This window comes from Pseudoalteromonas luteoviolacea CPMOR-1, from assembly GCF_001625685.1.
Taxonomy (GTDB): Bacteria; Pseudomonadota; Gammaproteobacteria; order Enterobacterales; family Alteromonadaceae; genus Pseudoalteromonas; species Pseudoalteromonas luteoviolacea_K.
Map to the genome: position 1 here is coordinate 1 of NZ_AUYC01000016.1, position 12,488 is coordinate 12,488.

13 protein-coding genes and 3 tRNA genes are annotated in these 12,488 nt (G+C 41.2%); 7 read left to right on the forward strand and 9 right to left on the reverse strand.

What is annotated here, in order from left to right:
* Together N473_RS26695 and N473_RS05465 are read left to right on the forward strand one after the other, a co-directional pair.
* Positions 1 to 212 (forward strand): hypothetical protein (locus N473_RS26695; RefSeq protein WP_231099524.1); only part of this gene is annotated, 212 nt, incomplete at its 5' end.
* Between the two features lie 759 nt (positions 213 to 971).
* Positions 972 to 2,837: a S8 family peptidase gene (locus N473_RS05465; protein ID WP_063367061.1), complete on the forward strand. Its 1,866-nt coding sequence runs from the start codon at positions 972 to 974 to the stop codon at positions 2,835 to 2,837.
* 35 nt (positions 2,838 to 2,872) lie between these two features.
* Here the strand turns inward: N473_RS05465 and N473_RS05470 are convergent, their stop codons facing one another.
* Positions 2,873 to 4,063 carry a class I SAM-dependent methyltransferase gene (locus N473_RS05470; protein ID WP_063367062.1) on the reverse strand — a complete coding sequence of 397 codons (1,191 nt, stop codon included), beginning with the start codon at positions 4,061 to 4,063 and terminating at the stop codon, positions 2,873 to 2,875.
* 95 nt (positions 4,064 to 4,158) lie between these two features.
* Between N473_RS05470 and N473_RS05475 the strand changes: the two genes are divergently transcribed.
* Positions 4,159 to 4,791 (forward strand): HD domain-containing protein, encoded by a 633-nt coding sequence (locus N473_RS05475; protein WP_231099525.1) that lies wholly within the window; start codon positions 4,159 to 4,161, stop codon positions 4,789 to 4,791.
* A gap of 5 nt (positions 4,792 to 4,796) precedes the next feature.
* Here N473_RS05475 and N473_RS05480 read toward each other — a convergent pair whose 3' ends face one another.
* Entirely contained in the window at positions 4,797 to 5,777 is a 981-nt protein-coding gene (locus N473_RS05480; RefSeq protein ID WP_063367064.1) for an ion channel, read from the reverse strand.
* A 78-nt stretch (positions 5,778 to 5,855) separates the two neighbouring features.
* On the opposite strand from N473_RS05480, the gene N473_RS05485 reads away from it, so the two are divergent.
* A complete protein-coding gene (locus N473_RS05485) occupies positions 5,856 to 6,521 on the forward strand; it encodes a M48 family metallopeptidase (protein ID WP_063367065.1) in 666 nt (221 codons plus the stop codon).
* Between the two features lie 38 nt (positions 6,522 to 6,559).
* Here the strand turns inward: N473_RS05485 and N473_RS05490 are convergent.
* From N473_RS05490 to N473_RS05500, 3 genes are all read right to left on the reverse strand, one after another.
* A tRNA-Tyr gene (locus tag N473_RS05490) sits at positions 6,560 to 6,644 on the reverse strand.
* A 24-nt stretch (positions 6,645 to 6,668) separates the two neighbouring features.
* A tRNA-Tyr gene (locus tag N473_RS05495) sits at positions 6,669 to 6,753 on the reverse strand.
* Between the two features lie 19 nt (positions 6,754 to 6,772).
* Positions 6,773 to 6,857 (reverse strand) — tRNA-Tyr (locus N473_RS05500).
* Positions 6,858 to 6,969: 112 nt separating this feature from the next.
* On the opposite strand from N473_RS05500, the gene N473_RS05505 reads away from it, so the two are divergent.
* Positions 6,970 to 7,491, forward strand: a complete 522-nt coding sequence (locus N473_RS05505) for a VC2046/SO_2500 family protein (RefSeq protein WP_063367066.1) — start codon at positions 6,970 to 6,972, stop codon at positions 7,489 to 7,491.
* Positions 7,492 to 7,550: 59 nt separating this feature from the next.
* On the opposite strand, the gene N473_RS05510 is transcribed toward N473_RS05505, so the two are convergent.
* The 3 genes from N473_RS05510 to N473_RS05520 all read right to left on the reverse strand — a co-directional run bounded on the left by N473_RS05510 (position 7,551) and on the right by N473_RS05520 (position 9,016).
* The gene (locus N473_RS05510; protein ID WP_081220974.1) at positions 7,551 to 7,916 is read right to left on the reverse strand and encodes a YchJ family protein; all 366 of its coding nucleotides are present in this window, start codon (positions 7,914 to 7,916) and stop codon (positions 7,551 to 7,553) included.
* Between the two features lie 105 nt (positions 7,917 to 8,021).
* On the reverse strand, positions 8,022 to 8,447 hold the full coding sequence (locus tag N473_RS05515; RefSeq protein ID WP_063367068.1) for a SulA-like leucine-rich domain-containing protein: 426 nt from the start codon (positions 8,445 to 8,447) through the stop codon (positions 8,022 to 8,024).
* A gap of 113 nt (positions 8,448 to 8,560) precedes the next feature.
* Positions 8,561 to 9,016 carry a tetratricopeptide repeat protein gene (locus N473_RS05520; RefSeq protein WP_063367069.1) on the reverse strand — a complete coding sequence of 152 codons (456 nt, stop codon included), beginning with the start codon at positions 9,014 to 9,016 and terminating at the stop codon, positions 8,561 to 8,563.
* Between the two features lie 119 nt (positions 9,017 to 9,135).
* Between N473_RS05520 and N473_RS05525 the strand changes: the two genes are divergently transcribed.
* Positions 9,136 to 10,425 (forward strand): NCS2 family permease, encoded by a 1,290-nt coding sequence (locus N473_RS05525; protein ID WP_063367070.1) that lies wholly within the window; start codon positions 9,136 to 9,138, stop codon positions 10,423 to 10,425.
* Here the strand turns inward: N473_RS05525 and N473_RS05530 are convergent, their stop codons facing one another.
* A complete protein-coding gene (locus N473_RS05530) occupies positions 10,426 to 11,187 on the reverse strand; it encodes a hypothetical protein (RefSeq protein WP_063367071.1) in 762 nt (253 codons plus the stop codon). It lies immediately after the preceding gene.
* A 279-nt stretch (positions 11,188 to 11,466) separates the two neighbouring features.
* Here N473_RS05530 and cysB point away from each other — a divergent pair, with 279 nt between their 5' ends.
* Positions 11,467 to 12,444 carry an HTH-type transcriptional regulator CysB gene (cysB, locus tag N473_RS05535; protein ID WP_039607753.1) on the forward strand — a complete coding sequence of 326 codons (978 nt, stop codon included), beginning with the start codon at positions 11,467 to 11,469 and terminating at the stop codon, positions 12,442 to 12,444.
* The last annotated feature ends 44 nt before the right edge of the window (positions 12,445 to 12,488 follow it).

Genomic DNA, 12,488 nt, shown 5'->3' on the forward strand with positions numbered 1-12,488 from the left:
GCAAGGTGAAGGGAGCAACCTTCACCGTTTTAAGTCTTTCTTCTTTTGAAGACAGTCCCTTAGCAGCGGTTAAACCGGCTCACTTCACCTTGCGCAAATTGAACGTACTCGCTTCGCTCGTTATCGTTACATTTTGCACGTTAATCACCTTGCGCAAAAAGAGCGCACTCGCTTTGTTCACTGTCGTTAAGACTTTGAACTTTAGACCCTGAAGCAAGTTCAGGGTGACGGAAAGGTTGGGTGCTGCGTCACGGTTTAAATACGTCATCCTGAACTCGTATATGGACTCCTTTGTTTTGGTCGGCACCACATTACACTGTATGTGAGATGTGGTGGAGTCCATATATCGTTTCAGGGTCCATTTCTTTTTGCCTAATATATGGTTTCCGGAGCAAGTCCGGAATGACATAGAGAGAACCTGCTATAGATTGATAGTAGTATATTGATTTTGTTCGGTTAAACCGGCTAATTTCACCTTGTGTAAAAAGGGCGTACTCACTGCGTTCGCTGTCGTTACATTCTGCACGTTAATCACCTTGCGTACCTTCATAGGTAGTAATTAGAGCGATTTACCAACAAAGTCATTTTCCATTGTGAAATAAAATCATAGAAAATTTTATTGAAAAACTTATTAGTTAGACTTGGTACTTGTTTTGTGCATTATTGCTACAAGTATAAAGGTAAAAACTCTCATTTTTAGGCTATAAAATAATCACTTAAGCATATGAAAATCATGCTTAAACTTCATATATTTATACCTCACGATAAGTGAATAATTCATTACAATGACTCAAGTTGAATTAAGTTTGTTTAGGATTTGATATTAATGAATAAAACTTTCTATTGTAAATAATACCTTACGTATGATGGTGTTTTTGGTTAACTTTAAGTTAAATAAATTGTTTATTATTTCTACATTTGAGCTACATTTTGTATGGAAATTAACCAAATGACATAATAAAGGAACAAGTATGCGTAAATTAAACACACTAACATTTGCGGTCTTGGCAGGTCTTTCAGGAAGCTGTTTAGCACAAGCACAGCTGATGACTGTAGATCAAAGTAATGCGATTGAGGATCAATATATTGTTGTCTTCAAAACGCCAACCGTAATGAATGCTTCGAGCAGTGATGCTATTTCTAGTTATGCAAAAAGTCAGGCACAAGCTTTGACCTCCAAGCATAATGTGCAAGTTTCGAAGCATTTCGAAGGTGTTTTAAATGGTGTTGTCGTTAGTGCTTCGAAGCAACAAGTACAAGAATTATTAAATAATCCGAGTATTGACTACATTGAGCAAGACCAAATGGTGACGGTTACACCTATGGTTGATGCGAGTGCCGACCAAGGCAACGCAATTTGGGGCTTGGATAGAGTCGATCAGAGAAACTTACCGCTTAATAGTAACTATCACTATGATTTTGATGGTAGTGGCGTAACCGCATATGTTATCGATACGGGTGTGCGGATTACTCATGCTGAGTTTGGTGGTCGTGCAAGCCATGGTTATGACTTTGTAGATAATGATGCGGACTCTAGTGATTGTAATGGTCATGGTACGCACGTAGCAGGCACTATTGGTGGTGGGGCATATGGTGTTGCCAAGAATGTAAATGTAGTAGGGGTACGTGTACTAGGTTGTAATGGGTCAGGCTCATACTCAGGTGTGATCTCAGGTATTAACTGGGTGAAGAATAATGCCTCTGGTCCCTCTGTGGCGAATATGAGTTTGGGTGGTGGTGTATCTCAAGCAGTTGATGACGCGGTAAATGCGGCTGTTGCTTCAGGCGTTACATTTGTTGTTGCTGCGGGTAACGACAACAGTAGTGCATGTAATTACTCTCCTGCACGAGCAGCTGATGCTGTTACTGTTGGCTCAACAACAAGTTCAGATGCCCGTTCTAGCTTTTCAAACTATGGAAATTGCTTGGATATTTACGCGCCAGGATCTAGCATTAAATCAGCTTGGTATAACTCAGATTCGGCAACAAACACCATCAGTGGTACGTCAATGGCTGCACCTCATGTAGCAGGTGTGGTTGCTTTGTATCTTGATGAAAATCCAAGTCTAACGCCAAGCCAAATTGATACACTATTAAGTTCACGCAGCTCAAAAGATAAAGTGAGTGATGCAAAATCTGGGTCTCCGAATGAGTTATTGTTTTCACTTGCTGATAGCACGCCTCCACCTCCACCACCAACGATCCCTGAACTAGATGATGGCGTTGCGGTCGGTGCAAGCGGTGCATCTGGCAGTGAGACACACTATTTATTCAAGGTGCCTGCAGGTAAAGATACATTAACTGTGACGTTATCAGGTGGAACTGGTGATGCGGATTTGTATGTTCAACAGGGCCAGAAAGCAACTCAGAGCAGTTATACATGTCGCCCTTATAAAAATGGTAACGATGAAGTCTGTACTATCAACAATCCAGCGGCTGGGGATTGGTATGTCATGCTGCACGGCTATTCAGCATACTCAGGCGCAAGTCTAGTTGCTGCGACCTCAAGTGGTAATGGCGGCTGTGGTGCGAATTGTCTTGAAAATGGGGTGCCTGTAACTGGGCTATCTGGTGCTTCAGGTAGTGAAGTTGCGTACACAATTGACGTACCTGCAAACTCAACACTTAGCGTAGAGATCTCAGGTGGTACTGGCGATGCAGACCTGTATGTAAGAAAAGGTCAAGCACCAACAACTTCGACATATGACTGTAGACCATACCGTAATGGTAATGCTGAAACTTGCACGCTCACTAATAGCGGTGGTGCAGCGACCTATCACATCATGTTACGTGGCTATAATACGTATTCAGGTGTTACTTTAACAGGTAGCTTCTAAGTTAGAAAATAAAGGGAGCAGAGGCTCCCTTTATTTTAATATACTTTACAAATAAGACCTTTGAGATAAAACCCTTCAGGGTAGAAGCCAGCAATAGGGTGATCAGCTGCTTGATTTAGTCTCTCCATTATCATCAGATCTTTACCCGCATCCAGCGCTGCATCTGCGACGACTTTTTGGAATAGGTTTTGATCCATTAACCCTGAGCATGAGAAAGTCAGTAAGGTACCACCTGGCCTTAACAGTTGCATCGCAAGCATATTAATATCCTTGTAGCCTCGACATGCCCCTGTTAACTGGGCTTTGCTCTCAGCAAACTTAGGTGGATCCATGACGATGGTATCAAATTGGCGTCCTTCATCTCGGTATTCACGAAGTAACTTGAATACATCTTTTTTGACAAAATCGACTTTACTTAAATCGAGGTTATTGTGCTCAACATTCCGTTTAGCCGTATCTAGAGCGGGCTGAGATACATCGACATTGATGACTTCATCACATCCGCCTCTGAGTGCATATAAGCTGAATGTGCCAGTGTAGCAAAAACAGTTTAGTACACTTTTACCGTTAGAAAAGCGTTCAAGTGCTGCGCGACTATCTCGCTGATCTAAATAGAATCCTGTTTTATGACCGCCGATAATATCGACTTCCAGCTTTAGACCGTTTTCTTCGATGAGAACGGGTTCAGTGGGTGCTTCACCATGTAAAACCCCGGTGATTTTCTCAAGGCCTTCTTTTTTACGTACGTCTACGTCTGAGCGTTCGTATACATGGCAATCTGGAAAGAGTTCGCGTAATGCCGCAACGATCTCACCTTTGTGTCGTTCTGCACCCGCACTTAGTAACTGACATACTAAATAATTATCGAATTTATCAATTGTAATACCCGGCAAGCCATCAGACTCGGCTGCAGAAAGCCTAAAACCGGTTAATCCGCCTTCAGAAATAGCGTACTCACGTACGGCAAATGCTCGGGCCAAACGACGTTTGAAAAAAGCTTGATCAATTTGCTCAGTTTCATCAAAGCTCCAGATCCTTGCTCTTATCTGAGAGCTTGGGCTGTATGCTGCTGTTGCTAAGTATTGGCCATCATGACTGTAGATTTTGACAATATCTCCGAGTCCGGGTTTACCTTTGATTTTTTTAATTGCTTTAGAGAATATCCAAGGGTGTTTTCTTTTAAGAGATTTTTCTCGGCCGGGTTGTAAATACAGCGCGCAAGACATATAAATTCCTTACTAAGTAGAATCCTGTCATTTTAGTGAAGGGGGTTCCAACATACAATGTAAAGCATAAGGTTTAAGTAAAAATGATGGAAAATATGAAACAGTTTGAGGAAGCATTTAAGGAGTTTATGCTAGATACACCTTTTGCCGATACTGCACACGACCTTTCTCACATACAAAGAGTGGTAAAAACGGCTAAGGAATTGGCCGTGGCAGAACATGCAGATTTAGACATTGTTATTCCAGCTGCTTGGTTACATGATTGTGTCGCAGTTGCCAAAAACCACCCTGATCGTGCACAGGCCTCAAAAATGGCTGCCGATAAAGCTGAAAGGTTTTTGATTGAAATTGGTTATCCCCAAGAAAAATTAGAGGGGATCCATCATGCGATTGTTGCACATAGCTTTAGTGCGAATGTGCCGCCAACGACATTAGAAGCTAAAATTGTGCAAGATGCAGACCGAATGGATGCGTTGGGGGCGATTGGTGTGAGCCGTTGTATGAAAGTGGGTGGTGCAATTGCGAGACATCTGTATCACACGGATGACCCTTTTTGTTCAACAAGAGAGCCGGATGACAAAAATTATACGATAGATCACTTCTTCGTGAAGCTGTTACACATCGAATCTCAAATGCACACGATGTCTGCTAAGCAAGAAGCAAAGCGACGCACTGAATTTATGCGTTTGTTTCTAAAAGAATTAGGCCGTGAAATCTCGCTTGGCTAAGCCAGTTACCTTGTCATCCTCTTCACAAAGACCACGACAAACAGAGCTAGAGAGAAGCTGCCTATAAAGGCCTCTATGGTTGCTATGAGGCGCGTTATGCCTACGGGGGTAATGTCGCCATAGCCTAGGGTAGTAAAAGTCACTACACTAAAGTAGAAGCAATTGAGCATGGACTGCAAGTTCTGTTTTATAGGTGCATCCGCAGCAAACTGGATCACATCACCATTGTAATTTATGCCGAGCATGAAATAACATAGTGCGCATAATAAAATCATGCCCAGACTAAAGCGGATGACGTTTTCCGGCTTCTCTCCATAACCACACAACATATCAATAAAGCTTGAGACGAGTCTTTTTTTCGAGTATTTGGGATACTGCGCATGTCGCATTCGTAACTCGCTGTAAGTGTACTTACCAGCCATCTCGAAAAGCCCTTGCTGTTCAGCGCCTTTTCTGAGCAGTCGATAGATCTCTTCGCTCTGTAAGTATAGGTCCTGCGCCTCTTCGTTATTTTTTTGTTTTGTTGCTTCAATCGCCTGACTTTCTTGAAGTAGTTTATCTCCCAACACAAGGTTATCTATTCTGGTGGCATTAAGCTTTACGCCTAAGATATTGGTGTTTTCAATTTTACAGCAATGCAAATTCGCGTCTCTTAAATCTGCTTTCATTAGTGATGCATTGCGAATTGTACTGTTAAAAAGGTGAGCGCCATGCAAGTTTGCTCTGTAGAAATTACCATAGGATAAATCGTAGCCATTATGATCGTTAAACTTCACGAGGTTAAGACCTTCCAGATTTGCTCTTTTGAGTTCGAGACCTTGCAGTAACCCTCCTTTTTTGGCATAACGTTCGAGTTTATGTGATAGCTCTAATCCACTTTTATCAAACTTAGCATCGTGCCAAAAGCAATATCCAGAGCCCATGTCGATTTCTTGGCATTTGTGTCCATCGGGAGATATGTACTGACACTTAGGTTTACTAGTCATGGCAGCCTGTTTTTTCCGTAATAAGTATAAAGATTAGCAGCAATTTTGATTGATAGATGAAAAAGCAATAAATTTACTATGAATTTCAATTACCAACTCAAATTGAGCCACCGTAGAAAAACGGTTGCGATCAGTGTTAAGCCGCAAGGGGTCGTTGTCCATGCTCCTTATGGTATTTGTAAAAAATGGCTAAACGGCTGGTTACTGAGTAAGCAAGCGTGGGTTGAACAAAAGCAACAACTTGTGGCTGAGAAGCAAGAACACATGAGTGAGCAGCAGCTAGAGTGTATCAATATCTATGGGAAACCGTATGCGCTCAATTTTAGTGCAACAATGAATTTTATCGACCATCAAAATAACTGCATACACCTCAAGTCGCTTTCAACGGCTCAGAGAAAGGAGCTAATTAGTGAAATTAATGAGTTATTGACGGGGGAGTTAATAAGTTATTTAGAAGAGCGACTGCCTTACTTTGGATCCATCATGGGCTCAAAATATAAAATATTAAAAGTACGGTTTTATAAGAGGCGATGGGGAAGTTTGTCTAGCAAAGGGGTATTAGCATTCAACTGTGCGCTAGCCTGTGCGCCGAAATGGGTGATTGACTATGTTATTGTGCATGAGTTAGCACATTATCATGTCATGGCTCATAACCAAGCTTTTTGGGATATTGTGCGTCGTTATTACCCGGAGTTTAAAAAAGCGAAAAATTATCTCAAAGAACAAATTAAAATAATTCAGTAGGGTATTAATAAAAATATATCTGGAAATAAATAAGGAAGTGGTGGAGGGAGCTGGATTCGAACCAGCGAAGGCTGAGCCGTCAGATTTACAGTCTGATCCCTTTGGCCGCTCGGGAACCCCTCCATAACAGATTTTATAAGTACAAAGTGGTGGAGGGAGCTGGATTCGAACCAGCGAAGGCTGAGCCGTCAGATTTACAGTCTGATCCCTTTGGCCGCTCGGGAACCCCTCCAATTGTACTTTGTCGTTGATGGTGGAGGGAGCTGGATTCGAACCAGCGAAGGCTGAGCCGTCAGATTTACAGTCTGATCCCTTTGGCCGCTCGGGAACCCCTCCTCAACAACGGCGCTGATAATAACAAAGTTTTTGACGAAGTAAAGAAATGTCCTAAAGTTTTTTCAAAAAATGCCGATAAATTTTCAGATTTAGAATTTTTTGGCGAAAATCCATGCAGATAGAACAATTGTTACTCAAGGAGGCTCAACTCGGTAATGCGTTGAGTATAAGTGTTCATGAATCGAGAAGAGGTGACTTTGCGCTATTGTTATCTGCATTATCTCAAGATGTGTTGGATTTTAGCCAGTTTGATTTACCTCGTAGTACTATTGATGAGGCTGATAAGTCTGAAGAAGCATTACGTAAAGCGCTTCAAGTGGGTCCTAAACAGCCTCTTGCGCCAGAAGAATTTGACTTTTCAATAGGGCAATACAATCGGTATTTTGTAAAAGATGGCGGATTGGAAGATATAAAGCTCAATGAGTGCTTAGATCCAGAGCCGTTTCATATTCGTGATGATAAGTCCCATATCCCTCTACACGTCGTAGAGAACCTTGAACCCGCAGTGAGAGCGAAATTGTATCGCCAAAAACACCCTGAAGTTGATGTGAAAGATAAAGAGATTGATGCAGCTGCATTTTACGATCAGCTAGCAAGTGGTGACATGCAGTCTCAGCTTAATATTGCTGTTTAGGAAATAAAAATACTTAGGCAGCTCGACCAAGACTAAATTAAACCACCTAGTTTTGTTTACTACCCGTGGCACTTTTTAAACTTTTTCCCACTTAAGCACGGACAAGGATCGTTACGGCTTACTTTTTTGCATTCAGCAGGGAAAAGCTCACCATCGAGGTATAGCCACTGATTATCTTCTTTAATAAACCTTGAACGTTCGTGCAAGGTACTAAGTTGTGTGCCCTCGACATAATATGCTTTAAATTCTACATATTGATATTGTATGTCTTCATCTGTCGTAATTACGTCTAATTTGACAAATGATACTTGTTGGGAAAATGCCAATATATCTTTAACTGTGTGCTCACTTCGGGTTTGTGATGCATAGGTGTCTAAAATATATTGGCCCTCTTGAGTGCAATATGCACTAAAACGAGAGCGCATTAATTGCTCAGAATTTATGGGTGTTGACTGACCTGAAATAAAAGGCTTACAGCATTGCTCAAAGGTTTGTGTGTTACCACAAAAACACATAAATGACCTATATGATTAGTGCGCAAGTTTTGACATTGGTAAATGTGCAGCGCCTTTAAAGCAATACAGTGCGGTTTTTGAGCAGGAAAGGCTCCTGTGCTCTATTTGCTTTTGAGACAAAACCCCTGGCCATGTAATTACAGCTGCAAAATTACCATTAGACAACGCGCGGTCCAAAGTATGCTCTAAGTTTATCAGATCTCGCTGTTTGAGCACTAGTAGCTTATTTATATTGATGCCATAGCTGTCTAGCATGGTTTTATTTACCGCATGGTCGGGGGCAATTAATAATGTCCAGCCAGCGATAGCATTACATTGGTATAAAACTTTTAATAGCATATCATTTGTGCTTTGTACGTCGTCTGCGTCCAAAACATTAAAACTATCATATTGATTAATGCTCTTTAGCTGAGAGTTAACGTTCGTTGAAATGTGCAACATGATTAGACCACTGATTCTTTATACAGTATATATACAGTATTTCATACAGTGGTTTTAATCAAGCTTTATTTGATGATTTTTTGTTCTTTTTTCATTCAAGGGGCCATAGAAAGTTATTTATCTGCGCCAAAATGCATTTGCTGATGGATTTGTTCGAATAATGTTGCGGCATAACACTGAGCATCTATATAACGCTTCGTTGTTAAGTGTGGGCGGACTTCATTTAGCGTACTTTGCGCAGCATTATTACCTTGGCTCTGGGCAAGACTTAACCATGCGACACCGTGAAAAACACTTTTAGGCACCCCTTGCCCTTTGATAAATAGCAGGCCTAAATAGAATTGGGCTTTATTATCTCCTGACATAGCTGCGAGTCTCATCCACTTGGCAGCCAATGGATATTGTTTTTCTTTGATGTAATAAAGGCCTTTTTTATAAGCTTGCTCGGGTTCTTGTGCATTTGGCCAGCTGTGTTTGGGGTCAGGCTCTTGAGTCACAAACTCGAGCACATTGAGTAGTTGTTGCTCTAGGTCACCACTGTGCGCTTTTGTTGATAGATTGCTTTTCATACTCACTTCACTTATTACAACTTAGTCTTCATTGTAGCTGATTTTTACTTTATTTGTCCGTTAAAGGGCATGATTTATGGTAAAATCGCGGCCCTCGTTTCCATTTAAAATACAAAGACATGCTAGAAAAATTATTTTCGCTCAAGTCGCTACACACGGATGTAAAAACCGAAGTTGTAGCGGGACTCACAACATTTATCACCATGGTTTATATTGTATTTGTTAACCCAGCAATGCTTGCTGAAGCAGGAATAGATCACGGTGCGGCATTTGTTGCTACCTGCCTGGCTGCCGCAATTGGTTGTTTTATCATGGGCTTTATTGCTAATTATCCGCTGGCATTGGCACCAGGTATGGGCTTAAACGCATTTTTTACCTATGGAGTTGTTTTAGGTATGGGCCATAGTTGGCAAACTGCGCTTGGGGCTGTGTTCTTGTCTGGGTGTTTATTTTTATTGTTAAGCCTCTTTAAAGTGAGAGAGTGGGTCATACAAGCTATCCCTGTGGTGTTAAAGCGTGCTATCGCTACCGGTATAGGTGCATTTTTGGCACTGATAGCCCTTAAAAATGCAGGCATAATTGTGGCGAGTCCTGCAACGCTTGTACAGTTAGGTGATATCACCAGTCCAGGCCCTTTATTGGCAATTTTTAGTTTGTTTGTTATTACAGCATTGATGTATCGAGAATGGAAAAGCGGGGTATTGATAAGCATATTATTGGTTACGGTCATTGCTTGGGCATTGGGATTAGTGGAGTATCAGGGGATTGTTTCTGCACCGCCTAGTATTGAACCCACATTTGGGCAGCTAGACATTGCTGGTGCTTTAGAAATATCGATGTTGAGTGTGGTATTTGCATTTTTATTTGTTGATTTGTTCGATACCAGTGGCACGCTGGTGGCTGTGACGCAAAAAGCGGGCATTGCTGACGACAAAGGTAATATGCCAAGGTTGGGGCGAGCACTGTCAGCAGATAGCTCAGCTACAGTGGCTGGGTCATTTTTAGGGACCTCTACTACGACTTCCTACATTGAATCGGTATCAGGTGTTTCAGTTGGTGGGCGTACTGGCCTAACTGCAGTTGTAGTTGGTTGTTGCTTTTTGCTTATGATGTTCTTTGCGCCATTGGCCAAAATGGTACCAGCATACGCAACTGCTGGTGCAATCCTCTATGTATCCGTACTCATGTTACAAAATTTGAAGTTGGTAAATTGGGATGATATGACAGATGCGATTCCTGTGAGTGTTGTCCTATTAATGACACCACTCACGTTTTCAATAGCACATGGTATTGCGTTAGGGTTTATCGCTTATACCGCGGTCAAATTGGCATGTAATAAAAAAGAAGAGATATCTATCAGTGTTTGGGTACTGACGATATTATTCATTGTTAAATTTGCAATCAGCTGATCACCATTTCTTTTTTGGTGCGAAAAGGACATCTAAATCGTCCTTTTCTTTCTCTGCTTTTTTCTTAACTGCTGATGCGTTAGAGGCCTTAAGCTCGGTACTGATTTCGTTCAGGTAGCTTTCCAGCTGGTTCTTCTTTTCTGTAACGTATTCATCACTGTAAGTGACAGCCATAATAGTTGCGTAGGCTTTTTCGAAATATTGTCTTGCTGAGCCAACCATATTGGCTGTTTTTGCAGATAGGCCGCGTTTGATTTGACTTTCTACATTGATCCTTAACTGAATTTTTTCCAATCGGCGATCTTCTTTGACGAAAACTTGTGTATCAACTTTTCCTTTACTGTGCTCTGAACGAAGAAGCTGACGAAGTTTTTTAATGCCTTGTACTAGGGCAATCAGCTGTTTATCGTTGTCAGGTAAAGCGACATTGTCACTGTCACTCAGGTTAGCTGGTTCAGAGTTCATTCGTTCGTTTGACTCATGAAGACGGTTTTTTAACTCTCGAGAAGTAGGTGAGAGTTCAACCATAGTCGCCAGTGCATTATGTACTCTTTTTTGTATGACCTGAAGCATTGCGCCAGACATAGGTATATTCGCACTATTGACCAGAACATCTTCTGACTCTTCAATGATGCGTTTTTGTTTTGCTAGCTCTTTGCGTCTTTCTGCTTCTTGTTTTTCTTTGTGCTGTTGAATTGCACTAACCCAAACTGCAATTATAACCAAAGCAACAATCAACAATACTATTATGTAAACAAACATACCCGATTCTCTACGAAAACTACCCAAGGCGATAATTTTTTATATTACATCAAACAATTGTATATTGGATAGTTTTAATAACAAGGTGTATGTAAATGAATTTGAATACACCATTTTTCAGTATAGACGTTTCTAATTAGTTTTTCTTATATGATTGCGTAAATGTTACAATAACTATCAGGCTGCCAATAACTATGCTAGTCTTACAAAAGATCCGACTCGGCGTTCAGCGTAAACCAAGTCTTTTATTGGATAACAACTAAAAAAATAAACAATGTTATGAAACTACAACAATTGAAATACATAGTTGAAGTACTTAATCATAATTTGAATGTATCTGCCACTGCTGAGAGTTTATATACTTCCCAGCCAGGTATTTCAAAACAAGTACGTATGCTAGAAGATGAATTGGGTGTGCAGATATTTGGTCGTAGTGGTAAGCACCTAACTCATGTCACCAGTGCCGGTAATGAAATAATCAATATTGCCAGAGAGATCCTTTCAAAAGTAGAAGGGATAAAAGCGGTTGCAAATGAACATACATTACCTGATCAAGGTAAGTTAAATATAGCGACCACGCACACGCAAGCACGTTATGCTTTGCCGCCAGTCATTCAAGGGTTTATGCAAAAATACCCTGCTGTATCATTACATATGCATCAAGGCACGCCTCAGCAAATTTCTGATGCTGCGGCCAGAGGGGATGCAGATTTTGCGATTGCAACGGAAGCATTGCATTTATATGGCGACCTAATTATGCTGCCATGCTATCACTGGAATAGAAGTATTGTCGTTACTAAAGATCATCCGTTGGCACAGCTGGGTAAGAACATCACTGTGCAAGATGTTGCGAAATATCCATTGATCACTTATGTGTTTGGCTTTACTGGTCGTTCAGAGTTGGACAAAGCGTTCAATGCACATGGTCTCGAGCCGCATATTGTGTTTACTGCGACGGATGCTGATGTCATTAAAACCTATGTCAGGTTGGGCTTAGGTGTAGGCGTGCTGGCGACGATGGCAGTTGATGACATTGCTGATAAAGACTTGGTATGTATTGATGCGAGTCATTTGTTTGAGGCAAGTACAACTAAAATTGGTTTTAGAAAAGGCAGCTTCTTACGTGGCTACATGTATGATTTCATAGAGCGATTTGCTCCACATTTAACGAAAGATGTGGTTGAAAAAGCGAGCTTGATGAGAAATCAAGATGATGTAGACGCGCTATTTTCAAATGTGACACTGCCAGTGAAGTAAAAACCGTTTTACGCGGTTGAAGTAGAAAACCCAACATGTGTTGG